The organism is Pseudomonas sp. TE36184 (genome assembly GCF_054060055.1).
In genome coordinates this window covers 947,267-973,023 of sequence record NZ_JBSSCU010000001.1, presented here as the reverse complement: position 1 = coordinate 973,023, position 25,757 = coordinate 947,267, and the positions used below count along the sequence as shown (strand labels likewise).

Below are 25,757 nucleotides of genomic sequence, written 5' to 3'. Positions count from 1 at the left end.
AACCATGATTTACGACTTCTGCATCATCGGCGGTGGCATCGTCGGCCTGGCCACTGCGATGGAGCTGCTCAAACGCCAGCCCAACGCCTCACTGGTGATCCTGGAAAAAGAAGCCTCGCTGGCCAAGCACCAGACCGGGCATAACAGTGGGGTGATTCACGCTGGCATCTACTACGCCCCCGGCAGCCTCAAGGCCGATCTGTGTAAACGCGGCGCCGAGGCCACCAAACGGTTTTGCCGCGAACACGGGATCAAGTTCGAGGTGTGCGGCAAGTTGCTGGTGGCCTCCACGCCCCTGGAAATGCAGCGCATGGAGGCACTTTATGCGCGCTCGCAGTTGAATGAGCTGAAGGTCGAACGCCTGGACGCCGACCAACTGCGCCAGCGCGAGCCCAACATCATCGGTCTGGGCGGCTTGTTTCTCGATGCGACTGGCATTGTCGATTACCGCGAAGTCTGCGAAACCATGGCCCAGGTGATTCGCCGACAAGGCGGTGAGATCTGCCTGGAGCGCACCGTCACCGCCATTTCGGAAGACACCGACAAGGTCACTGTCAACACCCGCGGCGAAGCCTGGCAAGCCAGGCACCTGGTGGTCTGCGCCGGCCTGCAGTCGGATCGGCTGGCGACGATGGCCGGGGTCAAGATCGACCACCAGATCATTCCCTTTCGCGGCGAATACTTCCGCCTGCCGGCCTCGAAGAACAACCTCGTCAACCACCTGATCTACCCGATTCCGGACCCGGAACTGCCGTTCCTCGGCGTGCACCTGACGCGGATGATCGACGGCAGCATCACGGTCGGCCCCAACGCCGTGCTGGGCCTGGGCCGGGAGAACTACCGCAAGTTCTCGATCAACTGGCGCGACGTGGCGCAGTACGCCAGCTTCCCCGGTTTCTGGAAAACCCTCTGGCAGAACCTGGGTTCGGGCAGCGTCGAGATGAAAAACTCACTGTTCAAGTCCGGCTACCTGGAGCAATGCCGCAAGTACTGCCCGTCGTTGAACCGCGAAGATCTGCTGCCCTACGAAGCAGGCATCCGCGCCCAGGCCGTGATGCGCGACGGCAGCCTGGTCCACGACTTTCTGTTCGCCCAGACGCCCCGCATGCTCCATGTCTGCAACGCGCCCTCACCCGCCGCCACCTCGGCGATTCCCATCGGCGAAATGATCGCCGATCGCATGTTCACACCCGGCTGACACCGCATCCCCGGCCCTTCCCGGGCCATCGCCACAAGCGTCACTTTGACAATAAATATAATGACTCAGAAGGAAGTACAGAATGACGGCAACACCGCATACCGCTGCCCCGGAAACGCCGGCACAAAGCAAAAAACGCCTGCGCAAAGTCGCCGCCGCCACGATCTTCGGATCGATGCTGGAGTGGTACGACTTTTACCTGTACGCCACCATGGCGGCCATCGTGTTCTCGAAGATCTTCTTCGACAACAGTGACCCGAAAACCGCCTCGCTCATGGCCTTTTCCACCTTCGCCATCGGCTTTATCGCCCGACCCTTCGGCGGCATTCTGTTCGGCTACCTGGGCGACAAGTTCGGCCGTAAGCAGGTGCTGGTATTGACCTTCTGCATGATGGGCGTGTGTACCACGCTGATCGGCCTGATCCCCAGCTATGCCTCCATCGGCATCTGGGCGCCGATCATCCTGGTGTTCATCCGGATCATCCAGGGCCTGGGCGCCGGGGCCGAGTTGTCGGGCGCGGCGGTCACTTCCTACGAGCACGCGTCGGAAGGCAAGCGCGGTAGCCAGGGCGCCTGGCCGGCGTTGGGCCTGAACCTGGGCCTGCTCCTGTCGTCATTGACCGTGTACCTGCTGACCATCAATGGCAACGACTTCATGCTGGCAGGCGGCTGGCGTATCCCGTTCATCTGCAGTATCGCGTTGGTGGGCGTCGGCCTGTGGGTGCGCAACAGCATTCCGGAAACCCCGGAGTTCAAGGAGCTGAGCCAGGCACCCAAGGTCGCCAAGCCTTCGCCGCTCAAAGCGCTGTTCAAGAACGATCTCAAGGGGTTGGCGGTGGTGTTCTTCGTAGCCATTGGCTACAACGCCCTGAGCTATATCTTCAAGACGTTTTCCCTGGCCTACCTGACTCAATTCAAAGGCGTCGATGTGCACGTCACGTCGCTGTCGGTGACCATTGCCAGCCTGATCGCCATCGTCGCGGTGCCGTGCTTCGGCTGGCTGTGCGACAAATGGAGCAGCAAAAAAGTGCTGGTACTCGGCGGCGTCTGCTCGCTGTTGTTTGCCTACCCGTTCCTGGCCCTGCTCGACACTGGCGACAGCCTGATGATCTACATTGCCATCGGCGTCGGCACCGGCCTGCTCGCTCCCATGATGTTCGCGCCCCAGGGCTCGTTCTTAAGCCGTCAATTCCCGACCCAGACGCGCTCCTCGGGCTTCGGCACCGGCCGCGAAATCGGTACCGCTATCGCCGGCGGCCTGGCACCGCTGGGAGCCTTGTCCCTGGTGGCCGCGTCACCGACCCACGCCACAGGCGGGGTGGTGATTATCCTCGCGATCGCGGCACTGCTGGTGGTGGTGTTCGCCCTGTGCGACCAGGGCCGTAAACACTCGACCTTCAAGAACTGAGCGAAAAACCTCGGTCGACTTCAGCGCGGGGGCCAGGCCATGGCCTGTGCCCTTGCGCATGACCGACGTCAAGGCCGCTCTTCACGTAACCGGGTAACCTAAAAATGTGAGATGAGTATTCACTCCCCCGAAGAAACCCTAGGAGCACCCGTTGAAAACCCGTCACTGCCTCGTCGTCCTCTTCCTGATCACGACGTTGACGTTACTCATGGATATACCGGTCAAGACGTGGCTGACCTCAGCGACCCTCAGTTTGCTGCTCGGCACTTGCGCGCTGGTGTACATGGCGGCGTCCTGTGTACTGGCCAGTCGCTGGTCGGTGGTGGAGAACGTGTTTGGCGGCCTGGATCGCGTCTATGAAGTACACAAGTGGTTGGGCATCTGGGCGCTGGTGTTCGCCACGTATCACTTTGTGTTCAAAGCTAACCTGGATGTGTGGAACAGCGTGCCCATCCTGGAGCTGCCCAAATACTGGACGCGCCTCGTCCGTCAACTGAGCTACGTGGCGCTGGGCCTGATCGTGCTGTTGGCGTTGAACCGCAACATTCCTTACAACGTCTGGCGCTGGTGGCACAAGTTGTCTGGCCCGCTGTTCCTGATCGTGATCCTGCACGGGCTGAGTTTCAAATCGCCGATCACCCTGACCGCGCCATCGGGCGTCTGGTTGACCTTGTGCTGCAGCCTGGGCGTCATCGGAGCCCTCTATAAATTGGTGCTTTACCCCTGGGTTGGGCGTGCCGGCGAATACCGGGTGACGGCCGTCAACCGCGCCAACGGCGCGTTGCATTTGACACTGGCACCAATTCACAAAGGGTTTGACTTCAAGGCCGGGCAATTCGCGTTCCTGGCCATGCAGGTCAAAGGGTTGCGCGAGCCGCACCCCTTCACGATCGCCAGCGCCAACCGTGAAAACGGGCAGATTGCGTTCATGATCAGAGGGTTGGGGGATTACACCAACGCCCTGGCAGACTGCGCCAAGGTCGGCATGCGCGCCGATCTGTATGCGCCTTACGGGCGCTTCAAGCGTGCCGTGCAGGCCGAACGGGAAATCTGGATCGGCGCCGGCGTGGGTATTTCGCCGTTTATTTCCTGGCTGCAAGACCCTGCCGCCAAAGACTTCGACAAAGCCACGCTGGTCTATTGCTTCACGCCCGCGCGCGCCTTCCCGCCGGCCGAACAGGTGCAGACCATGGCCCGCTTACGAGGTGCGCAATTCGTCAGTAATGCCGGCGGCCTCGAACGCTTGGCCGACACCCTGCGCCAAGCCGTGGCCGAGACCGACCCCGACAAAGTGCATATCAGCTTCTGCGGCCCCAAAGGCTTGCTGGTCAAGGTTCGCGAGCTGATGAACGCCCACCGGATTCCACCGGCCAACCTGCACAGCGAACGGTTCGAGTTTCGCTGAAACCACGGGACGCAGGTCAACCCAGCACCTGAAGGGGGTTTGGCGGTGGACGTAAACTGGCATGATAGCGCCCATCCCACAACCTTCTCTGACTTGCGAGACGCCCCATGAAAACCCCATTGCGACTGGCCCTGCTTTCAGCCCTGTTGACCACCGGCCTGGCCCAGGCGGCCGAACTGATCCCCATCGACGTACACCGCGACGCCAACTGCGGCTGCTGCAAACAATGGATCCGCCATCTGGAAAGCCACGGTTTCAAGGTCAATGATCACGTTGAAGCCGATATGAGCGCGGTCAAACAACGCCTCGGCGTTGCGCCGCGCCTGGGCTCGTGCCATACCGCCGTGATCGACGGCAAGTTCATCGAAGGTCACGTACCCGCCGAGCACGTGTTGGCGCTGCGCAAGCGCGATGATCTGCTCGGTATCGCCGCGCCGGGCATGCCCATGGGTTCGCCCGGCATGGAAATGGACGGCCACGGCGACGCCTACCAAGTCATCGGCCTGACCCGCGACGGTAAAGATGTGGTGGTAGCCGACTACCCGGCACACTGATCGATGCTGACGGGTTACCTGGGGCTGTTTTTTGCGGCATTCGGCGCCGCCACCCTCCTGCCCTTGCAATCGGAAGCCGTGCTGGTGGGCCTGCTGCTCAGCGGGCATTACAGCCTGTGGTGGCTGCTGGGCATTGCGACGCTGGGCAACGTGCTCGGCTCGCTGGTCAATTGGCTGCTGGGGCGCTCGATCGAGCACTTCAAGGCACGGCGCTGGTTTCCGGTCAACGCCCGGCAACTGGACAAGGCGCGCCGCCACTACGAACGCTGGGGGCATTGGACGTTATTGCTCAGTTGGGTGCCGATCATCGGCGACCCGCTGACCTTGATCGCCGGGGTGATGCGCGAGCCGCTGTGGCGATTCCTGCTCCTGGTGACCTTGGCGAAAGCCGCCCGGTATGGTGCGCTGACACTACTGATCGACACACAATGGGTAGACCTTTAGCGACATAACCGCTGGTCGCCACTGTCATTTCTCACAGCTAGACCCAGGCCCGCACCTGATGTCTGCTGACCTTGCACGGCACTTTAAAAATGAGCCTACAAGGAGCACTTCCATGTCCGACGAAACTAGCGACAGCCTCCCGGTTCTTTACGCCACGCGCATCGCGGACCTCGAACCCCCACCCTACAACGACAACACTGTGCGCCCCCTGATAGATCCTCCTGCTGATGTAGGAGCTGGCATCCGCAGTATCGAAAACCGTTTGCTGATTACCTTTGAACGCTGGACGTCGCTGAGTGCCCACGACGTTTTCGAATATTACATGGCGGATAGGCGATTCCCTGTCGCGTGGGGCGAAGTGGGCGATAACCAGGTTGGCCAGAACCGCTTCCAGCTCTCGGTACCACGCGAACTTGTGCCGCTGGGTATTGTGTTCCCTTGCTTTGGATTGGTCAGGCGAATAGGGAGCAACACGGTCAGTACATCAGACGAGCAAACCTGGTTTATCAAAGCAACGCGCCCTGGAGGGGTCGATCAGGACCCAGGAGAGTTTTACCACTCAGCGTTGATTCTTCATCTGCCCGCCGACTTGAGTGGCCCGGGTGCCGTACTGCACCCTGACCGCGCAAATGAAGGCGTGCTCATTACCATCGAGCATTACCCTGAGGCATTAAAGGGCGACACCATCGAGCTCTACTGGAACGGGCATTTGGTGACACATGTGCTGAGCGAGGCCCAGGCGGACGGGCTCGCGCCTATTGAGGTATTTGTCCCACCGCAGATCATTCTACTGCCAGGTGGCAGCGGCCTAGTCATCATCAGGTTCAGGGTGTATGACGTCGTACTGAACTTCTCCGGGGAACTGCAGCAGTGGTCCCAAGCGGTGCGCCTGAAAAGTGACTTGAACCCGGACTTGCTCGAACAACCTTACTTCTTGGTGGATGGCGAGGACATTTCCGATGTCAACTTCGACACACAAGCAGAAAGCCATTTCCAGATCGAAGTGGTTGTGCCCACCCGGCTTCCCAATGGCTCCGCGATCCCCACAGGCGCTCAGATCCTGGTGACCCTGCCCGGCACGCGCTTCGACGGTACGGAGATCACGGTTCAGTTACCGCCATTTGCTGCACGACCCGGTCGGTCGGCAACAACCGACGTCAGTAACAGTATTCTCAAAGACCTGATCAACGGCTCGATGCAAATCACCTACCAGTTGCAATTCCCACTGGGCACCGTCATTGGTGAGTCCCGCCGTTCGACTATCACGATTTTTGGTACCGTTTCCACCATGCCGCCCGTTGATATCGAGGAAGATGAGGGGGGATTGATCGATCCGACCGTGCCTTACCTCAAAATCAACTTCCCGGTCTACACCCCCTATAACCCGAACTTCCCCGTTACGTTACGCATGGAGGCGCAGCAAGCGGGTGGCGGCGTAGTGTTTTATGAGCAAACCCAGCAAGCCGGCGCACCGCCGCCGCCTACGCGCTTCAGGATTGTCACTGCGGCCAATTTTGCGCGGTTCATCGGCCTCGGTCCTGTTGCCGTGTTTTATCGCGTCAACGACGGCGTCAACACAGTGCTGGACGCCGGCGTGCTGACAGTCCGTGAGTCCGAGCACCGGGTGGTTGAGATTGGCGAACGTATCGCCGACCTGCCGGCACCGCTGATTGACGGAGTCGACGCGAATGGCAACATCGACCCGAACGATGTGATCTTTCAGGTCGATACCACGCTGCCCTTCACTCGCTTTGCACCGGGCGACAAAGTCGTTTGGCGCTGGGTAGGCTCGGGTGTGGGCGGCAGCACTGGAGGCGAAATTGACGTGGTGGTGGCGGGACAAATTTCGTTCCCGGTGGACCGCGAATTTATCGACCTGAACAACGATGGCACGATTCGGTTTAGCTATACGCTCATACGCGGTTCGACCACGCTACGCTCCGAAATCCTTGAAGTGACTGTTGGCAAGGCGATCGGCGAATTGCCAAGGCCGGAAGTCATCGAAGCGTCGAGGCACCCCGACGAACTGCGGCCGGAGTCCGCAACAACGGGGGCAACCATTGCAATATCGTTCCTGACGATGTCGCCCAATGACAGAATCATGGCCGTGTGGAGTGGCGTACCCGGTATCGGCACCCACGAAGAAATCAAGAACGGCAACACGTCGAAAACGGTGCATTTCGACGTGCCGAGCGATACCGTTGGGGCCAATATTCTCCCCGAAGGCCGCCTGATTGAAGTGCAGTACTTTGTGCTGCGAGGCACACGAAGAATACCGTCACCAACTCTGTTTCTGCAGTTGTTGCCCTTGACCACGTTACCGGTCCCTACTATCGAAGGTCAGGACCGGCCGGTACTGAATATCTCCCAGCTCAACGGCGAGGAGCGCACGCTGATCAATCTGTGGGCATTTATTCACCAATTCCAGCAGATGTGGCTGGAATATAGCGGCACCTATACCGATGGTGCGTCTTACTTTGAAGCCACCTACTCCGCGAACCTGGTCACCGAAGAGGGCGCGAGACTGGGCATTATGCCGCCGACGCCAGTGGACGAGTTACGCAAACTCGAGGACGGCTCGCACCTGACGATCAGTTTCTGGGTCAGCTTTGATCGCAGCGCCGACAGAAGCCAGGCCACCCTGTTCCGCGTGCGCGAATATATAGTTCAAGCAGTTCCCGGCACCCTGCCACATCCGGTGATCAATGGCGCATCAGGCGTCGGGCCTGACGTAACATATGACCCGTTGCGCAATGAACACAACGTCACCGTTAGCGTTAAATATGACGGTATGACAAGCCGTCACCGTATTACGCTGAAGTGGATCTTCGCCGATTCTAGCGAAGGAGAAAGAAGCCTGAACGGCCTGGACGGCGGAGAAGTGGTGTTCAACCTGACCAGCGCTGGATTTTTGAATTACAGCGTGAACACGACCATTCAACTGATGTATTGGGTGGAGAACCCGGACTTCCCCGACCCCATTCCGTCCGAGGTGCAGACGGTGAGGGTCGACACTATTCCCATCGCAGACTTGCCTGCACCGCGGATCAACAACATCGAGGAAGGCGGTGTGATCAATCTGCAAAACATCACCGGCAATCCACTGGCAAGCGTGGCGAAATGGGCCTTGAGTGCCAAGGATCAACAAGTCTGGATGTACTGCATAGCCGGTGAAAATTCGCTGACTGTGATCGATGGTGACCTTATCGACACAACGCAAGCAGCGAACGGCCTGGTTGGAATAGCGGTATTGCGGAGCTGGTTCGCGGCGCTGGCGGATAACACCCGGATCAGGGTGGTCTTCAGGGTAGCCTTCAGCGGGGCAAACAAGGAATCGCAGATTGTCAACTTCCCGGAGACGAACTACGTCGTCAGGACACTACCTGCAATAGGTCTCGATACCTCTACGATGTTTGTGGATCTCGGAGGATGGATACTGGAAGGCTTCGGGTTCACCGATGTCGCGTATACCGGCAATATCGGTCGTGGCGCCAGCGGGGGCGTGGGGGCGGGAGCCCTGACGTTTAGCTCCAGTAACACATCAGTGGCCATCGTTGATAATGCCAATCGCGGACGACTGACGTTCACGGGGCCTGGGATCACAACCATTACCGTTAGAGATCAGGCGAACCAGTCAAAAAGCTACAACATCCAGGTCACCGGCTCCGGCAGGAGATGTCGTTATGTTGGGGTTGGAGACTGGAACTATATGAACAGTGTCATCGCCAGTACCGGTGGCATAATGCTCAGATACGATACGGCCTCTAGCCTGAGGGGGCGATTCAGCAACCGATTCCCTCGCAGTGAGGAGGTTTGGGTTAACGAAGGTATTCCTCCAATATCTCCATCAAGTCATTACACGGTCAATGTCGCCACTGGCGGTGGCCTTCCTCCGTATCTTAATTGGGGTACCGGCCAATTTCCGGGTTACGCGATTATCTGACCCCCAAAACGGAGTCCGTTGAAAAAACGAAAGGCGAATTTATTAACCAATAAGTTCGCCTTTTTTGTGCGCCTACGTTTAATACAGCGTTAACCTGCGTTTAATCCATTTGCGCCAGCATCCGGCGACGTCTCCGGAGTCTTACTTATGCCGTCAATCCGCACCCTTTGCATGGCCAGCTTGTTGGTGAGCGGCCCCCCTCTCGCCCTTGCTTTCGACGAAAGCCCGGCCTACGGCCCCGAGTTGCAGGGTTTCCAATACCCCTACCCGGTTGAGCATTTCAACTTCCAGTCCCAGGGCAAATCCCTGCAAATGGGCTACATGGACATCCCGGCCAGCGGCACAGCCAACGGTCGCAGCGTGGTGCTGCTGCACGGCAAGAACTTCTGCGGCGCCACGTGGGAGGGTTCGATCAAGGCGTTGAGCGACGCCGGTTACCGCGTGATCGCACCCGACCAGATCGGCTTCTGCACCTCGAGCAAGCCCGACAGCTACCAGTACAGCTTCCAGCAACTGGCGATCAATACCCACCAACTGCTGGAAAAACTCGGCATTCAGAAGGTCACCCTGCTCGGCCACTCCACTGGCGGCATGCTCGCCACCCGCTACGCGCTGCTGTACCCAGAGCAAACCGAGCAACTGGCGCTGGTCAACCCGATCGGCCTGGAAGACTGGAAAGCCCTCGGCGTGCCTTATCGCAGCGTCGACCAATGGTACGAACGCGAACTGCAGGTGAGCGCCGACGGCATCCGCAGCTACGAGCGCGACACCTACTACGTCGGCCACTGGAAGCCCGAATACGAGCGCTGGGTACAGATGCTCGCCGGCATGAACAAAGGCCCCGGCCACACCCAGGTGGCATGGAACTCGGCGCTGATTTACGACATGATCTTCACCCAGCCGGTGTACTACGAATTCAAGGACCTGCAGGTGCCCACGCTGCTGCTGATCGGCACCAGCGACACCACCGCCATCGGCAAAGACCTCGCGCCGCCGGCGGTAAAGGCAAAGATCGGGCACTACGCGGTGCTGGGCAAACAGGTAGCCAAGTTGATCCCTCGCGCCACCCTGGTGGAATTCCCCGGCCTGGGCCACGCACCGCAGATGGAAGAACCGGCGCAGTTCCACAAGGCCTTGCTGCAGGGGCTCGACCACCTTTAATCCAACGTTATTAAGAGGCGCCCGCGTATGTCGCTACAGATTGCAGTCATTGATGATTGGCAGGACGTCGCCCGTGATGTGGTGGACTGGTCAGCCCTGGCGGCGCTCGGTCAGGTGCATTTTCTGCATGATTACCCGGCGGACACCGCCACGATGGTCGAGCGCCTGAAAGGCTTCGACGTGATCTGCGTGATGCGCGAACGTTCGACCTTCGATAGCCCGTTGCTGCAAGGCCTGCCCAACCTCAAGCTGCTGGTGACCGGTGGCATGCGCAACGCCGCCATCGACCTTGCCGCCGCCAAAGCCCTGGGTATCCAAGTGTGCGGCACCGACAGCTATAAACACGCGGCACCGGAGCTGACGTGGGCGTTGATCATGGCGTCCACGCGCAACCTGCTGGCCGAAGCCAATTCCCTGCGCGCCGGCCACTGGCAGGTGGGCCTGGGCGGCGACCTGCATGGCCAGACCCTGGGGATCCTGGGGCTGGGCAGCATTGGCCAGAAGGTCGCGCAATTTGCCCAGGTGTTCGGGATGCGGGTGATTGCCTGGAGTGAAAACCTTACACCGCAACGCGCGGCGGAATCCGGGGTGACGTGGGTCAGCAAGCGCGACTTGTTCGCACAGGCCGATATTCTCACCATCCACCTGGTCCTCAGCGAGCGTAGCCGTGGGCTGGTGGATGCCGAGGCGCTCGGCTGGATGAAGCCGACGGCACGCCTGGTCAATACGGCACGCGGGCCGATCGTGGACGAACCGGCGCTGCTGGAGGCCTTGAGCAACGGCCGCCTGGCGGGAGCCGCGCTGGATGTGTATGCCGAGGAGCCATTGCCGGTCGATCATCCGTTGCGCCGCTTGCCAAACGTACTGGCCACTCCCCACGTCGGGTATGTCAGCGAGCAGAATTACCGGCAGTTCTATCAGCAGATGATTGCCGATATCCAGGCTTGGGCCGCGGGCACGCCCATTCGCGTGCTCGGCTGACGCACCAATTCAGCGCACGCGCACTGCGATGACGAGGCGCCTGCTCCCGAAACGCCCCTGAAGCGGGGCGCCAGCCCACCAACCGGACCGCGCGCCCTCGCCACGCGCTATCCACCGATCGCCAGGCGCCCATACCGTTTTCTAACGTCGCATATCGTTACAAGTTTTTTTGTCCTACAAAATTTCCACATAAACCCTACAGTCTTTAGGATTTGTCCTAGACTCAAGCTCGATGGGTCCGTTCAAAAACAAAAGCCCCGCAAAAAATCGAAACTTTCAAACTCTGCCGTAGGTCAGGTTTAGGGTAAGGCGTGCATAAGCGGTTCAGACCGAATGCCCGTCCATCCAATCTATTTCAGCTAACCGTGCAACTGGCACAAGCCTTGCCAGTTTGTATAGCGCTTGTGCGTCTGGCCGCAGGAAGCGGTCTTCGGAGCTAGTGGCAGCGGGCCACCAGCCAACCAACATGTGGGAGAGAACTATGATCAGTGCCGCAGTAGAAACTCAGGGAGAGCGTTTTAGTAAATCGGCAGGGGGGCCAACATCGTTGGTCGATCTGCCCAATGCTGTGCGGCCGGTCGTGAGTCATAACCCCAATCGAAAGAAAGTCTTGTTCGTCACTTCCGAATTTGCCGACCTGGTCAAGACCGGCGGCCTAGGCGATGTTTCCGCCGCCCTGCCCCGCGCCATGGGGCACTTGCACGATGTGCGTGTGCTGATCCCCGGTTACCCGCAGGTGATGGAAAGCGACAACCCGATCCATATCATCGGCGAACTGGGTGGCCACGCCGCGCTGCCGCCATGCAAGATCGGGCGCATGGACCTCAAGGATGGCCTGGTTATCTATGTACTGATCTGCCCCGAACTGTACGAGCGCGAAGGCACGCCCTATGGCGCCAACAACGGCCGCGACTGGCCGGACAACCACATCCGCTTCGCGCGCCTGGGCCTGGCCGCTGCCGACATGGCCGCCAACCTCGCCCAGATCCACTGGTGCCCGGACCTGGTGCATGCCCACGACTGGCCCGCCGGCCTGGCCCCCGCCTATATGCACTGGCGTGGGTCACGCACACCGACCCTGTTCACCATCCACAACCTGGCGTACCAGGGCGTGGTCAGCCTGGCCTCCACGCCGGAGCTGGGCATTCCGCCCCATGCGCTGCAACAGGAAGGCATGGAGTTCTACGGCAAGATGTCGTTCCTCAAGGCGGGGATGGCCTACTCCAGCCACATCACCACCGTGAGCGCCACCTACGCCCAGGAAATCACCACCCCGGAATTCGGCTGCGGCCTGGACGGCTTCCTCGCCAGCAAGACCCAGCAAGGCTTGCTCAGCGGCATTCCCAACGGCATCGATGAAAGCTGGGAAGCCTCCACCGACACGCACCTGACCCACAACTTCAATATCGGCGATTGGGAAGGCAAGGCAGTCAACGCCGCCCACGTGCGCAACCTGTTTGGCCTGCATGACTCCGCCGGCCCGCTGTTCGCCGTGGTCTCGCGGCTGGTCTATCAAAAAGGCCTGGACCTGACCGAAGCGGTCGCCAGCTTTATCGTCGAGAACGGCGGCCAGATCGCGATCATCGGTCGTGGCGAGCCGGAAGAAGAACAGGCCATGCGCGAACTGGCGCTGCGCTTCCCGGGCCAGGTCGGTGTACGCATCGGCTTCAACGAAACCGACGCCCGCCGCATGTTTGCCGGCAGCGACTTCCTGCTGATGCCGTCGCGCTATGAACCGTGCGGCTTGAGCCAGATGTACGCGCAGCGCTTCGGCTCGCTGCCGGTGGCGCGCAACACCGGCGGCCTGGCGGACACCATCGAAGACGGCGTCACCGGGTTTCTGTTCAACGAGTCCACCGTGGACAGCTACCGCGAAGCCCTGAACCGTGCGTTCAAAGTGTTCGCCTACCCAGGCCTGCTCAACGCCATGCGCTGCCGGGCGATGACCCAACCGTTCAACTGGTGCCAGGCGGTCGAACCCTATGCCGAACTGTATGAACAACTGGTGGCCAAGGCGCTGGGGAAATCGACTAAATAATCAAGGGAGGTCTTCATAGATGCCGTTACGGACTCTGGAAACCTGGCCCCACGGCGCAATCATGCTGGACGCGCAACACACGCGTTTCGCCTTGTGGGCGCCAGACGCGTTTTATGTCAGCGTTGAATTGCAAGATGGCCGCTCGGTCGCCATGCTGCCCCAGGCAAATGGCTGGTTCGAAACGGAGATAAAGTGCCCTGCAGGCACGCGCTACCGCTACAACATCGATGGGGAAATGGATGTCCCCGATCCCGCATCCAGGGCCCAGGCCTCGGACGTGCATGGCTGGAGCCTGGTGGTCGACCCGCTCGCCTATGAATGGCGACACCACCCATGGCAGGGCCGCCCCTGGCATGAAGCGGTGATCTACGAACTGCATGTCGGCGCACTGGGCGGCTTCGCAGCCGTCGAGCAGCACCTGCCACGCCTGGCCGAACTGGGCGTTACCGCGATTGAGTTGATGCCCCTGGCGCAATTCCCCGGCGAGCGCAATTGGGGCTACGACGGCGTGCTGCCCTACGCGCCGCACGCCGCCTACGGCAGCCCCGAACAGCTCAAGCATCTGATCGACAGCGCCCATGAACACGGGCTCGCGGTCTTGCTCGACGTGGTCTACAACCACTTCGGCCCCGATGGCAACTACCTGGGCCAGTACGCCAAAGACTTCTTCCAGCAAGATGTGCATACGCCATGGGGCGCCGGCATCGACTTCGAGCGGCGTGAAGTGCGGGACTTCTTTCTGGACAACGCCCTGATGTGGCTGCTCGACTACCGCTTCGACGGCCTGCGCCTGGACGCGGTACACGCCATCGACAACCCCGGTTTCCTGCGGGAACTGGCGCACCGGGTGCGCCAGCAGGTCGACATCGGCCGTCATGTTTGGCTGGTGCTGGAAAACGAACTGAACCAGGCCAGCCTGCTGAAACACGATTTCGATGCGCAATGGAACGACGACTTCCACAACGTATTGCATGTGCTGCTGACCGGCGAAACCGATGCCTACTACAGCGACTTTGCCCAAGCGCCTACCGCCAAACTCGCACGTTGCCTCAGCGACGGCTTTGTCTACCAGGGCCACACCACGCGCCACGGGCATGCACGCGGCGAACCCAGCAGCGGCTTGCCGCCCACCGCCTTCGTCGCGTTCTTGCAGAACCACGACCAGATCGGCAACCGCGCCCTCGGCGAACGCCTGCACCAACTGTGTTCGCCCCAGGCGCTGAAGGCGGCGACCACCTTGCTACTGATGTCGCCGATGATTCCGTTGCTATTCATGGGCGATGAAGTCAACGCCAGCGAGCCGTTTCTGTTTTTCACTGACCACCATGGCGAACTGGCTGAAGCGGTACGCGAAGGACGTCGCAATGAATTCGCCGATTTCGCCGCGTTCCACGACCCCGAGCGGCGCGAGCGGATTCCCGATCCCAACGCGCTGCCGACCTTCGAGCAATCGGCGCCGTCATTCGCCGCCAACGAACACACCGAGTTCTATCGCCACCTGCTGCGCCTGCGCCACCAGCATATCGTGCCGCACCTGCCCGGCAGCGTGGCCCTCGGTGCGCAGGTGCTGGCAGACCGCGCCGTCAGTGCGCGTTGGCGCCTGGGCAACGGCAGCCTGTTACAGATCGACCTGAACCTGAGTGCCACGGCCCTGGATCACCCCGCTGCGCAGCATGTGCTGTTCCAAACGCCAGCGCATGACCACGTGCACCTGGCGCCCTTCAGCGCACGCGTTACCCTATCCCCTGTTGGAGAGCACCCTTGAGCGAAGCGAACCTGGAAATCCTCGCCGGCCGAGCGGGCCTGGCGGTCGATTGGATCGACGCAAACGGCCGCCCGCAACGTGTCAAACCGGACGCCCTGCGCGCCGTCCTCAAAGGCCTGGGCCACCCGGCCGACAGCGATGCCGAGATCGACGCCAGCCTGCGAGACCTGGAGCAAGTGCAACAGGACAAACACCTGCCGCCCTTGCTCACCGTCGACAGTGGCGAAGGCCTGGACCTGGCGCGCTACTTCGCGCCCGACACCGTCTGCCGGGTCAGCCTCGAGGAGGGCGAAGTCCTCGAATTACGCCTCGACGGCAACGCAGTACTGCCCGGCGTGATCGCCCTCGGCTACCACCAAGTGCATATCGCCGACCAGGCCTTCACCCTGGCCGTGGCCCCTCGTCACTGCTACAGCGTCGCCGATGCCGTCGACAGTCAAACCCCACGTGCCTGGGGCCTGAGCGCCCAGTTGTACGCCCTGCGCCGCCTCGGCGACGGCGGGTTCGGCGACACCCTGGCGCTGGAACACCTGGCCCGCTCGGCCGCCGAACGCGGTGCCGACGCCCTGGCGATCAGCCCGATGCACGCGATGTTCAGCGCCGACCCCGAGCGCTACAGCCCGTACTCGCCGTCGAGCCGCCTGTTTCTCAATAGCCTGTACGCATCGCCCGGCTGCATCCTGGGTGAGCGCCAGGTGCGCAATGCCATCGAGGCCTGCGGTCTGGCCGACGAGCTGCACACCCTCGAACAACACACCCTGATCGACTGGCCCACCGCGGCCAAGGCCAAACACCGCCTGTTGCGTGCCCTGTACGACGACTTCCGCCACGGTCAACACCCGCAACACGCCGACTTCCTCAGTTTCCGCCAGGCGGGCGGTGAAGCCCTGGAGAACCACTGCCGTTTCGAAGCGGTCCAGGCCGCGCGCGCCGCCGCTGGCGAAGACCTCGACTGGCGCCATTGGCCAGAGCAATGGCGCAGCCCGCAAAGCCCGGCGCTCCTGCGCTTCGCCGAGGAAAACCGCGACGACATCGGCTTCTACGCCTTCGGCCAATGGCTGATCGCGCGCTGCCTGGAACGCGCCCAACAAGCCGCCCGAGGCAGTGGCATGAGCATCGGCCTGATCGCCGACCTGGCCGTCGGCGCCGACGGTGGCGGCAGCCAGGCCTGGAGCCGCCAGGATGAATTGCTCGCCGGCCTGACCGTCGGCGCGCCGCCGGACATTCTCAACCGCGCCGGCCAGGGCTGGGGCATCTCCGCCTTCGCCCCGGAAGGCCTCAAGCGCCATGGCTTCCGTGCGTTTATCGAGATGCTGCGGGCCAATTTCGCCCACGCCGGCGGCTTGCGTATCGACCATGTGATGGGCCTGCAACGCCTGTGGGTGATGCCCATGGATGCCTCGCCCCAGGACGGCGCCTACCTGTATTACCCGGTGGACGATCTGTTGCGTCTGCTGGCGCTGGAATCGCACCGCCACCAGGCCATCGTCCTCGGCGAAGACCTCGGCACCGTGCCCGACGGCCTGCGCGACAAACTCATCGGCCGCTCGATTCTGGGCATGCGCGTGCTGCTGTTCGAACAGGGTCATGATGGCCAATTCAAGCCGATCCTCGACTGGCCGGACAACGCCCTGGCCACCACCAGCACCCACGACCTGCCAACCCTCAATGGCTGGTGGCACAGCCGCGACATCGACTGGAACGTCCAGCTCGGCCTGATCGATGCGCCCACCACGGAGCAATGGCGCGAGCACCGCCTGCGCGAACGCCAGGCACTGCGCCAGGCCTTGAGCCAGGACCCGCAGAACTTCGTCGATGAAGTGCGCAATGAAACCGACCACATGATCGACGCCAGCGTGCGCTACCTCGGCCACACCCGCGCGCCGCTGGTGCTGCTGCCGCTGGAAGATGCCTTGGGCCTCGAAGAACAAGCCAACCTGCCCGGCACCATCGACACCCACCCCAATTGGCGCCGCCGCCTGCCGGGTGAGGCGGCGAGCCTGCTCGACAATGCGGGTGCCGCGCGCCGCCTGGAACTGCTGGCGGTGGCACGCAATCAAGCCCATGAGCGTGACCGATGAAGGCTCTGCCCCTGCGCGCCAGCCAGCGCCTGCAGTTTCATAAAGGGTTCACCCTCGATGACGCGGTGGCTCTGGTGCCGTACTTTGCCCGGCTGGGCATCAGCCATTTGTATGCCTCACCGCTGCTCAGTGCCCGCGCAGGTTCCATGCATGGCTATGACGTGGTCGACCCCACCACCGTCAACCCGGAGCTGGGCGGCGAAGCGGCGTTGCGCCGCCTGGTGGCCGCCCTGCGCCAACACGACATGGGGCTGATCCTCGATATCGTGTCCAACCACATGGCCGTGGGCGGCGCCGACAACCCCTGGTGGCTCGACCTGCTGGAATGGGGCCGGTTGAGTCCCTACTGCGAATTCTTCGACATTCAATGGCACTCGCCCGACCCGCTGCTCAAGGGCCAATTGCTCATGCCGTTCCTCGCCAGCGACTACGGCGAAGCCCTGCAAAACGGCACGTTGACCCTGCACTTCGACGCCGCGCACGGCAGTTTTTCCGTCGAGCACTACGAACACCGCTTCCCGATCTGCCCACAAGATTACGCGACGATTCTGGGCGCCGATGAACTGCTCAAGCCCCTCGCCGACCGCTTCAGCACCCTCGCCTACCAGAGCGATGCCTACGCCGAAGCGGCCTGGCTCAAACAAGCCCTGGCCGAACGCGCCACCGACAACGCCGTGCGGCAGGCCATCGAACAGCGGCTGGGCACCTTCGACGCACGTCAGCCCGAAGGTTTCCAGCGCCTGCACGGGCTGTTGGAGCAACAGGCCTATCGCCTGGCCAGTTGGCGCACCGCGGCGGACGATATCAACTGGCGGCGCTTCTTCGATGTCAACGATCTGGGCGGCCTGCGCGTAGAACGCAGTGCCGTGTTCGAAGCCACCCACGGCAAGATCTTCGAGTTGATCAGCCAGGGGCTGGTCGATGGCCTGCGCATCGACCATATCGACGGGCTGGCCGACCCACGCGGGTATTGCCGCAAGCTGCGGCGGCGGGTCGATACGCTGTCGCCCGAGCGTCACCTGCCAATTTTCGTCGAAAAAATCCTCGGCGAAGGCGAAACCCTGCGCGAGGACTGGCAGGTGGACGGCACCACCGGCTACGAATTCATGAACCAGCTGTCGCTGCTGCAACACCGCCCGCAAGGCTTCGCAACGCTGGCCGAGCTGTGGACCCGGCACAGCGAACGGCCGTCGGCCTTTATCGAAGAAGCCTGGCTGGCGCGCCGGCAGATCCTCAACGGCTCCCTCGCCGGCGACTTCGAAAGCGTGGCCCAGGCCTTGCTGCAAGTGGCCCGCGACGACGTGATGAGCCGCGACCTGACCCTCGGCGCGATCCGCCGCGCCCTGCAGGAACTGATCGTGCATTTCCCGGTGTACCGTACCTACATCAGCGCCTGTGGCCGCAGCGAACGCGACGACACGTTTTTCCTGCAAGCCCTGGCGGGCGCGCGCAGCACCTTGAGCGAAGGCGACTGGCCGGTGCTGGACAACCTGGAAAAATGGTTGGGCGGCCAACCGTGGCGCAATCGCCCGCTCGGCCGCGAGCGCAAGCTGCTCAAGCACGCCTGCGTGCGCTTCCAGCAATTGACCTCGCCGGCCGCCGCCAAAGCCGTGGAAGACACCGCGTTCTATCGCTCGGCGGTGTTGCTGTCGCGCAACGACGTGGGCTTCAGTACCGAACAGTTCAGCGCACCGCTGGCCGATTTTCACGCGGCCAATCAGCACCGCTTGCAGGCGTTCCCCGACAACCTGCTGGCCACCGCCACCCACGACCACAAACGCGGTGAAGACAGCCGCGCCCGCCTCGCCGTGTTGAGTGAGTGCGCAGGGTGGTATGCCGAACAGGTGACGCATTGGCGCCGCCTCGCCGCGCCGTTGCGCAACGACGCCAGCAGCCCATCGGCAGGCGATGAGTTGATCCTCTATCAGGTACTGCTCGGCAGTTGGCCGCTGGACCTGCACCTGGACGACCGGCCGGCACTCGAAGCCTATCAACAACGCCTCTGGCAATGGCAACAAAAGGCCCTGCGCGAAGCCAAGTTGCAGAGCAGTTGGAGCGCGCCCAACGAGGCTTACGAACAGGGCGTGGAAACGTTTCTCACGCGCCTGCTGCTCAGCGACGCAGGCCGCGCACTGCGCACCGCCATCGGCGCCGCCGCCCAAGCGATTGCCCCCGCTGGCGCGCTCAATGGGCTGGCGCAATCCTTGCTTCGAGTCACAGTGCCGGGTGTGCCGGACCTGTACCAGGGCAATGAGTTCTGGGACTTCAGCCTGGTCGACCCGGACAACCGCCGCCCGGTGGATTTCAACGCACGGCAGCACGCGCTGGCTACCCCACCGGACATCGGCAAGCTGTTGTTCAACTGGCGGGACGGGCGTATCAAACAAGCCTTGATCGCCCAGGTGCTGGCCTTGCGCAAGGCCCATCCTGAACTGTTCCATCGGGGCAGCTACACGCCCCTGGACGTGGTCGGTCGACATGCCGAGCACGTGGTCGCGTTCTGCCGCGAATACCAGGGCAAACGCGCACTGGTGGTGGTGCCGCGCTGGCCCTATCGCCTGCTGGAAAACGGTGTGCATCCCCAGGTCAATGCGCGGGTTTGGGGCGATACCCGAGTGAAATTACCGTTCGCCGCGCCAACCGAAAACTGGAAGGGACTTTTTCATACACGCGCAGTCACACCAGACAAGGAGCTGTTGATCAGCACTGCGCTGGGGGATTTCCCGGTCAACGTCTTTATCGATCCTGATGATCAATCAAGCTGAAATTTTCTGCGAGGAACATTGTGATGAGTACTGAAGACAAACGTGTTCGCGAATTCGCGTATCAGATCTGGGAATCGGAGGGCAAGCCGCAAGGTCAGGATGCGCGCCATTGGGAAATGGCCCGCAAGTTGGCAGAAGCCGAAGCACTGACACCCAGCAAGCCCAAACCCGCCGCCAAACCGAAAACCGCGCCCAAGCCGGCAGCAAAAGCCAAGCCGCCGGCAGCGGCCGCAGGCAAACCGGCCACGCCGGCGGCTAAAAAGCCGGCGGCCACAAAAAAGCCCAAGCCGTAAGCCCTGTGCCGTCATGAACCTCCGGCCGGCAACCCCGGCCGGAGGTCAGCCACTTGCCCGATTATTAGCTGACCCCTCGTCAGCAGGGCTACGTTCGGCCCGAAAAAAGCCCCATGCAGGAGCAACACAATGAGCAAAGCCGATAAAAAACAGGCCCCCCCGGCCCACGAACCATCGCGGATTCGCGAAGGTTTGCCCTTCCCCCTGGGGGCGACCTGGGACGGCCTGGGTGTCAACTTTGCCCTGTTCTCGGCCAACGCTACCAAAGTCGAGTTATGCCTGTTCGACGACGCTGGCGTGGTCGAACTGGAACGTATCGAACTCCCCGAATACACCGATGAAATCTTCCACGGCTACTTGCCCGACGCCCACCCCGGGCTGATTTACGGCTACCGTGTGTACGGCGCGTATGACCCGGCCAACGGCCACCGTTTCAACCACCACAAATTGCTGATCGACCCCTACGCCAAACAGCTGGTGGGCGAGCTCAAATGGTCCGAGGCGCTGTTTGGCTACACCATCGGCCACCCCGACGACGACCTCAGTTTCGACGAACGCGACAGTGCGCCCTTCGTGCCCAAGTGCAAGGTCATCGACCCGGCGCACACCTGGGGCGACGACCAACCGGTGCGCGTGCCATGGGACCGCACAATCATTTATGAAACCCACCTGCGCGGCATCAGCATGCGTCACCCCTCGGTCGGCGAGGCCGTGCGCGGCACCTGCGCCGGGCTGATGGAAGACGATCTGCTCAAGCACATCCGCCAGTTGGGTATTTCTTCCGTGGAACTGTTGCCGGTACACGCCTTTGTCAACGACCAGCATTTGCTGGAAAAAGGCATGACCAACTACTGGGGCTACAACAGCATCGCCTTCTTCGCCCCGGACCCGCGCTACCTGGCCAGCGGCAAGATCGCCGAGTTCAAGGAGATGGTCGCGCACCTGCACGAAGCCAAGCTGGAAGTGATTCTCGACGTGGTCTACAACCACACCGCCGAAGGCAACGAGCGCGGCCCGACCCTGTCCATGCGCGGCATCGACAACGCCTCCTACTACCGCCTGATGCCGGACGACAAGCGCTTCTATATCAATGATTCCGGCACCGGCAACACCCTCGACCTGAGCCACCCGTGCGTGCTGCAGATGGTCACCGACTCCCTGCGTTACTGGGCCACCGAGATGCACGTCGACGGTTTCCGCTTCGACCTGGCGACCATCCTCGGCCGTTATCGTGACGGGTTCGACGAGCGCCACAGTTTCCTCGTCGCCTGCCGTCAAGACCCGGTGCTGCGCCAGTTGAAACTCATCGCCGAACCCTGGGACTGCGGCCCCGGCGGCTATCAGGTGGGCAACTTCCCGCCGGGCTGGGTGGAATGGAACGACCGCTTCCGCGACACCGTGCGCGCCTTCTGGAAAGGCGATGACGGCCAGCTGGCGGACTTCGCCGGGCGCATGACCGCATCCGGCGAGATGTTCAACCACCGTGGCCGCCGGCCTTACAGCTCAGTGAACTTCATCACCGCCCACGACGGTTTCACCCTGCATGACCTGGTGTCGTACAACGACAAGCACAACGAAGCCAACGACGAAAACAATCAGGATGGCAGCAACAACAACCTGTCCTGGAACCATGGCGTCGAAGGCCCCACCGACGACCCGGAAATCAACGCCCTGCGCCTGCGCCAGATGCGCAACTTCTTCGCCACCCTGCTGCTCGCCCAAGGCACGCCGATGCTGGTGGCCGGGGATGAGTTCGCGCGCACCCAGCACGGCAACAACAACGCCTACTGCCAGGACAGCGAGATCGGCTGGGTCAACTGGGAGCTGGACGATGACGGCAAGGCGCTGCTCAAGTTCGTCAAGCGCGTGATCAAACTGCGCATGACGTACCCGATCCTGCGCCGTGGCCGCTTCCTGGTGGGCGACTACAACGAAGACATCGGCGTGAAGGACGTCACCTGGCTCGCGCCGGATGGCAACGAGATGAGCACCGAACAGTGGGAAGACAGTCACGGCCGTTGCCTGGGCATGCTGATGGATGGCCGCGCCCAGGAGACCGGGATTCGCCGTCCGGGTGGCGATGCCACGTTGTTGCTGGTGGTCAACGCCCATCACGACTTGGTCAATTTCCGCCTGCCCCCCGTGCCGGAAGGCCAGTTCTGGACCTGCATGCTCGACACCCATGACACGACGATACGCGGGCAGGAACGCTTTGATTTCCACCATGAGTACGCGGTCACCGGGCGCTCGCTGCTGCTGTTTGAACTGCAGCACGACGAAGAGGTGTGACATGGGCCTGCATGGATTCCTTCAAGGCTACCAAGGCTATGCGGACACGCAGGCCCTGGGCGCGGCCTTGAAGGCGCTGCAGGCCGAGGGGCTGGACCGCCTGCCGCTCCCCGGCAGCGGCCAGACCCTCGAACGGTTCAGCCGCTTGGCCCAGGTCGCCGGACACGACCTGCGCTTGTGCAAGTTGTTCGAAGGTCACACCGATGCCTTGGCAATCATTGCCGAGCTGCGCAGCCCCTTGCCGCCGGAGGGCAGCCTCTGGGGCATGTGGGCGGCAGAACCGCCGACGGCCAGGGTGCGGGCGCGGCGCAACGGCCATCGTCTGGTGCTGCAGGGGCGTAAAGCCTGGTGTTCGGGGGCGGCGGTGGTCAGCCATGGGTTGTTGACGGCCTGGGACGAGGAGGATCGCCAGCAATTGGTCGCAGTGGAGATGGGCCAGCCCGGCATCTGCGTGACCGATGAGGGGTGGCAGGCGGTAGGCATGGCGGCCACCGGCAGTGTCGATGTCCTGTTCGAGGCGGCCAGCGGGATTGGCATCGGCAGGCCCGGCGACTACCTCGCCCGCCCCGGCTTCTGGCAAGGCGCCGTCGGTATCGCCGCGTGCTGGTATGGCGCCGCGCAACGCCTGGCTGAAGTGCTGCGCGAGCAGTGCAACAGGCGTGCGGAACCGCATGCCCTGGCCCACCTCGGCGCGGTCGACAGCGCCTTGAACAGTGCCGCCTGCGTGCTGCGCGCCAGTGCGCGGCAGATCGACCGCGCCCCGCTGGCCGATGCCAGGCAACTGGCCCAACAGGTACGCGCGTCTCTCGAAGACACGGTTGAACAGGTCATGCGCCACGTCGGTCGCGCCGCCGGTGCGGGGCCTTTTTGCAAAGATCCGCACTTTGCCCAACTGATGGCGGACCTGCCGGTGTATGTACGTCAAAGCCATGCCGAGCGTGACCTGGCCGCCCTCGGTGAACAGGTTGCCGCCGAGCCACCTGGGAGGTGGCAGTTATGAAAGCCAATCCGATCGTGGGCCAGGGCACGTCGCTGCATCAGTGGCAGACCTCGTCCCACATGGCCGAACTGGCGCCGATCAGCGTCGAACAGTTGGTACCCGAAGGGCATCGCGCAGTGATCATCGCACCGCACCCGGACGATGAAGTGCTGGGCTGCGGCGGCCTGTTGCAAGGCTTGGCCGCGCTGGGTCGGGCGATCCAGTTGATCTCCGTCACCGATGGCAGCGCCAGTCACCCCGGTTCGCGGCGCTGGTCGGTGGAGCGCCTCAGCGTGGTGCGCCCGCAGGAGTCGGCCCAGGCCTTGCACCGCCTCGGCTTGCCGCTGCACCGGTTGAAGTGGCTGCGCGCCGGGTTTACCGACAGCCAGGTCGCCGCCCGCGAAGCGCAGTTGGCCGCGTTCATTGAGCGCCACCTCAAACCCAGGGACGTGGTGTTCACCACCTGGCGCGAAGACGGCCACTGCGACCATGAAGCCGTCGGCCGCGCCAGTGCCAGTGCCGCACTGGCGGTCGGCGCGACCCTGTACGAGTTGCCCGTGTGGACCTGGCACTGGGCAACCCCGGAAGACAGCCAGGTACCGTGGCATCGCGCGCGCAAACTCCCGCTGAGTTGCCAAGTCGTCGCGCGCAAGCGCCATGCCATCCACGCGTTCGCCAGCCAATTGGAGGGCGATCCGCAGATCGGCTTGCCGCCGGTGCTGGCACCGTATGTCGTCGAGCGTTTGCTGCAGCCTTTTGAAGTGGTGTTTGTATGAGCGTGGCGACACCGTATTTTGATCGGCTGTTCGCCGACAACGATGACCCTTGGGCCTTCCGTCAACGCTGGTACGAGCAGCGCAAGCGCGCGCTGACCTTGGCGCTGTTGACCCGCCCGCGTTACGCCGCGATTTTTGAGCCCGGCTGCGCCAATGGTGAACTGAGCGTCGAACTGGCGCCGCGTTGTGACCGCCTGGTGTGCTGCGATACCGCGGCCGCAGCAGTGGCCCTGGCCAAGACACGTCTGATGGGATTTCCCCATGCCCAGGTGCAGCAGAGTCGCCTGCCCGCACAGTGGCCTGACGGCCGCTTCGACCTGATCGTGCTGAGCGAGCTGTGTTACTACCTCGACGCCGATGACCTCACCCGCCTGATCGACTGCGCCCTCGCCGCGCTGAGCGACGACGGTCAACTGCTGGCCTGTCACTGGCGCGCGCCGATCGACGGCTGCCCGCAAACCGCCGCCCAAGTGCACGCGCTGCTCGAGCAACGGCTGGCCATGCCGTGTGTTGCGCGGCACCACGACAGTGACTTCCTGCTCGACCTCTGGAGCCGCGACGGTACGTCGGTCGCCACCCATGAGGGCCTGCGTTGAGCGGCCTGAAACGGGCCCGTTAAAAAAAATCGAAGTTACAAGATGTGAAAGCAGCGAATCCTTGTCTATGCTGAGGACGCCTTGCTGGCAATCCAGGATTGAAATGCCGAGCAATCGCTGCAGCGGAGCCTGCGGCGACTAAAAAGAGCGTCGTCCCGTCCACGGGCTACGACCCAGCATCAATTGACAAGGACGTGCCCGCCATGAAACCCGCCTCCCTCAGCGAAAGCCGCCGCGGTCCAGCGCAGATCTGGAACAGTGCCCCGCAGTTGGCGCAAATCCCCGCCATTCATCCTCACTCGCTGGTGCCTGCGGGTGCGCGAGTGGTCATCGTCGCGCCCCACCCCGGCGATGAAGTGTTGGCCTGTGGCGGTTTGCTGCAACGGCTGAGCGCCCTCGAACACCCGATGCTGTTGATTTCCATCACCGACGGCAGCGCCAGCCACCCCGGCTCGAATGTCTGGTCGGCGAGGCGCTTGAGCGTGGTGCGACCCCAGGAAAGCGTCGAAGCGCTGCGCCGGCTGGGCATGCCGCTGCACAGCCTGAAGTGGATTCGCGGCGGCTTTCGCGATGACGCGCTGGCCGCCAGCGAACACCCCATGAGCCAACTCATCGCCCGATATCTGCAGCCCGGAGATGTGGTCTTCAGCACCTGGCGCAACGACGGCAACGCCGACCACGACGCCGTCGGCCGTGCCAGCGCCAAGGCATGCAGCCTGGTCGGGGCACGTCTGTATGAGCTACCGATCTGGGCCTGGCATTGGACGGCGCGGGAAGGTTCGATGATCCCCTGGCAGCGTGCGCGCAAGGTGCGCCTCGACACCTGGAGCGTGGCGCGCAAGCTGCATGCGGCCCATGCCTATGCCAGCCAACTGGCCGGAGACCCGGAGATCGGGCTCGCGCCGATGCTCGCCCAGGTGTTGCTGGAGCGGATGCGCGAGCCCTATGAGATCGTGTTCGTCTAGAAATTCACTCGTCTATACCTGTTATTTCTGACAGTGGCGGCCCGTTTGATGTGCGACTAAGGTGCAAAAAACCTGCACTGCTTAAGGCGCAGTCGAGAAAGCCATGCCAACCCTTT

At 62.4% G+C, this 25,757-nt stretch carries 18 protein-coding genes; all 18 read left to right on the top strand.

The genetic code is table 11. From position 1 onward, the window contains the following. Positions 1–4: 4 nt before the first annotated feature. The 18 genes from lhgO to ACVWZP_RS04280 all read left to right on the top strand — a co-directional run bounded on the left by lhgO (position 5) and on the right by ACVWZP_RS04280 (position 25,641). Positions 5–1,198 (top strand): L-2-hydroxyglutarate oxidase, encoded by a 1,194-nt coding sequence (lhgO, locus tag ACVWZP_RS04365; RefSeq protein WP_017846385.1) that lies wholly within the window; start codon positions 5–7, stop codon positions 1,196–1,198. An 82-nt stretch (positions 1,199–1,280) separates the two neighbouring features. Further along, the gene (locus tag ACVWZP_RS04360; RefSeq protein ID WP_046383588.1) at positions 1,281–2,606 is read left to right on the top strand and encodes an MFS transporter; all 1,326 of its coding nucleotides are present in this window, start codon (positions 1,281–1,283) and stop codon (positions 2,604–2,606) included. Positions 2,607–2,757: 151 nt separating this feature from the next. Beyond that, on the top strand, positions 2,758–4,011 hold the full coding sequence (locus ACVWZP_RS04355) for a ferredoxin reductase family protein (protein WP_057004596.1): 1,254 nt from the start codon (positions 2,758–2,760) through the stop codon (positions 4,009–4,011). Positions 4,012–4,118: 107 nt separating this feature from the next. After that, positions 4,119–4,565 carry a DUF411 domain-containing protein gene (locus ACVWZP_RS04350; protein ID WP_126585608.1) on the top strand — a complete coding sequence of 149 codons (447 nt, stop codon included), beginning with the start codon at positions 4,119–4,121 and terminating at the stop codon, positions 4,563–4,565. A 3-nt stretch (positions 4,566–4,568) separates the two neighbouring features. Further along, the gene (locus ACVWZP_RS04345; protein ID WP_079443965.1) at positions 4,569–5,009 is read left to right on the top strand and encodes a YqaA family protein; all 441 of its coding nucleotides are present in this window, start codon (positions 4,569–4,571) and stop codon (positions 5,007–5,009) included. A 112-nt stretch (positions 5,010–5,121) separates the two neighbouring features. After that, entirely contained in the window at positions 5,122–8,952 is a 3,831-nt protein-coding gene (locus ACVWZP_RS04340; protein ID WP_457369423.1) for a hypothetical protein, read from the top strand. Positions 8,953–9,099: 147 nt separating this feature from the next. Continuing rightward, the gene (locus ACVWZP_RS04335) at positions 9,100–10,113 is read left to right on the top strand and encodes an alpha/beta fold hydrolase (protein WP_457369422.1); all 1,014 of its coding nucleotides are present in this window, start codon (positions 9,100–9,102) and stop codon (positions 10,111–10,113) included. 27 nt (positions 10,114–10,140) lie between these two features. After that, a complete protein-coding gene (locus ACVWZP_RS04330; protein ID WP_017846391.1) occupies positions 10,141–11,094 on the top strand; it encodes a D-2-hydroxyacid dehydrogenase family protein in 954 nt (317 codons plus the stop codon). 481 nt (positions 11,095–11,575) lie between these two features. Further along, entirely contained in the window at positions 11,576–13,132 is a 1,557-nt protein-coding gene (gene glgA / locus ACVWZP_RS04325) for a glycogen synthase GlgA (protein ID WP_457369421.1), read from the top strand. Between the two features lie 19 nt (positions 13,133–13,151). Continuing rightward, on the top strand, positions 13,152–14,897 hold the full coding sequence (gene treZ, locus ACVWZP_RS04320; RefSeq protein WP_457369420.1) for a malto-oligosyltrehalose trehalohydrolase: 1,746 nt from the start codon (positions 13,152–13,154) through the stop codon (positions 14,895–14,897). Beyond that, complete coding sequence (gene malQ / locus ACVWZP_RS04315; protein ID WP_057004598.1) at positions 14,894–16,978, top strand: 4-alpha-glucanotransferase; 2,085 nt, start codon at positions 14,894–14,896, stop codon at positions 16,976–16,978. Before treZ ends, malQ begins: the two co-directional genes overlap by 4 nt. Then, positions 16,975–19,743, top strand: coding sequence for a malto-oligosyltrehalose synthase (locus ACVWZP_RS04310; RefSeq protein ID WP_457369419.1), 2,769 nt, complete (start codon positions 16,975–16,977; stop codon positions 19,741–19,743). Before malQ ends, ACVWZP_RS04310 begins: the two co-directional genes overlap by 4 nt. A 23-nt stretch (positions 19,744–19,766) precedes the next feature. Continuing rightward, positions 19,767–20,036 carry a DUF2934 domain-containing protein gene (locus ACVWZP_RS04305; protein ID WP_017846396.1) on the top strand — a complete coding sequence of 90 codons (270 nt, stop codon included), beginning with the start codon at positions 19,767–19,769 and terminating at the stop codon, positions 20,034–20,036. A gap of 129 nt (positions 20,037–20,165) precedes the next feature. Next, a complete protein-coding gene (glgX, locus tag ACVWZP_RS04300) occupies positions 20,166–22,325 on the top strand; it encodes a glycogen debranching protein GlgX (protein WP_046383598.1) in 2,160 nt (719 codons plus the stop codon). Between the two features lies 1 nt (position 22,326). Then, positions 22,327–23,325 (top strand): acyl-CoA dehydrogenase family protein, encoded by a 999-nt coding sequence (locus ACVWZP_RS04295; protein WP_177030398.1) that lies wholly within the window; start codon positions 22,327–22,329, stop codon positions 23,323–23,325. After that, complete coding sequence (locus tag ACVWZP_RS04290) at positions 23,322–24,080, top strand: PIG-L deacetylase family protein (protein ID WP_017846399.1); 759 nt, start codon at positions 23,322–23,324, stop codon at positions 24,078–24,080. The genes ACVWZP_RS04295 and ACVWZP_RS04290 overlap by 4 nt, the downstream gene beginning before the upstream one ends. Then, the gene (locus ACVWZP_RS04285) at positions 24,077–24,676 is read left to right on the top strand and encodes an SAM-dependent methyltransferase (protein WP_057004601.1); all 600 of its coding nucleotides are present in this window, start codon (positions 24,077–24,079) and stop codon (positions 24,674–24,676) included. The genes ACVWZP_RS04290 and ACVWZP_RS04285 overlap by 4 nt, the downstream gene beginning before the upstream one ends. Positions 24,677–24,879: 203 nt before the next feature. Then, complete coding sequence (locus tag ACVWZP_RS04280) at positions 24,880–25,641, top strand: PIG-L deacetylase family protein (protein WP_457369418.1); 762 nt, start codon at positions 24,880–24,882, stop codon at positions 25,639–25,641. The last annotated feature ends 116 nt before the right edge of the window (positions 25,642–25,757 follow it).

Coding starts and splice junctions, on each gene's coding strand:
- glgA (WP_457369421.1), top strand. CDS start 11,576: ATGATCAGTGCCGCAGTAGAAACTCAGGGAGAGCGTTTTAGTAAATCG.
- ACVWZP_RS04310 (WP_457369419.1), top strand. CDS start 16,975: ATGAAGGCTCTGCCCCTGCGCGCCAGCCAGCGCCTGCAGTTTCATAAA.
- ACVWZP_RS04295 (WP_177030398.1), top strand. CDS start 22,327: ATGGGCCTGCATGGATTCCTTCAAGGCTACCAAGGCTATGCGGACACG.
- lhgO (WP_017846385.1), top strand. CDS start 5: ATGATTTACGACTTCTGCATCATCGGCGGTGGCATCGTCGGCCTGGCC.
- ACVWZP_RS04280 (WP_457369418.1), top strand. CDS start 24,880: ATGAAACCCGCCTCCCTCAGCGAAAGCCGCCGCGGTCCAGCGCAGATC.
- ACVWZP_RS04285 (WP_057004601.1), top strand. CDS start 24,077: ATGAGCGTGGCGACACCGTATTTTGATCGGCTGTTCGCCGACAACGAT.
- ACVWZP_RS04360 (WP_046383588.1), top strand. CDS start 1,281: ATGACGGCAACACCGCATACCGCTGCCCCGGAAACGCCGGCACAAAGC.
- ACVWZP_RS04335 (WP_457369422.1), top strand. CDS start 9,100: ATGCCGTCAATCCGCACCCTTTGCATGGCCAGCTTGTTGGTGAGCGGC.
- ACVWZP_RS04305 (WP_017846396.1), top strand. CDS start 19,767: ATGAGTACTGAAGACAAACGTGTTCGCGAATTCGCGTATCAGATCTGG.
- ACVWZP_RS04340 (WP_457369423.1), top strand. CDS start 5,122: ATGTCCGACGAAACTAGCGACAGCCTCCCGGTTCTTTACGCCACGCGC.
- glgX (WP_046383598.1), top strand. CDS start 20,166: ATGAGCAAAGCCGATAAAAAACAGGCCCCCCCGGCCCACGAACCATCG.
- ACVWZP_RS04350 (WP_126585608.1), top strand. CDS start 4,119: ATGAAAACCCCATTGCGACTGGCCCTGCTTTCAGCCCTGTTGACCACC.
- ACVWZP_RS04330 (WP_017846391.1), top strand. CDS start 10,141: ATGTCGCTACAGATTGCAGTCATTGATGATTGGCAGGACGTCGCCCGT.
- ACVWZP_RS04290 (WP_017846399.1), top strand. CDS start 23,322: ATGAAAGCCAATCCGATCGTGGGCCAGGGCACGTCGCTGCATCAGTGG.
- ACVWZP_RS04345 (WP_079443965.1), top strand. CDS start 4,569: ATGCTGACGGGTTACCTGGGGCTGTTTTTTGCGGCATTCGGCGCCGCC.
- treZ (WP_457369420.1), top strand. CDS start 13,152: ATGCCGTTACGGACTCTGGAAACCTGGCCCCACGGCGCAATCATGCTG.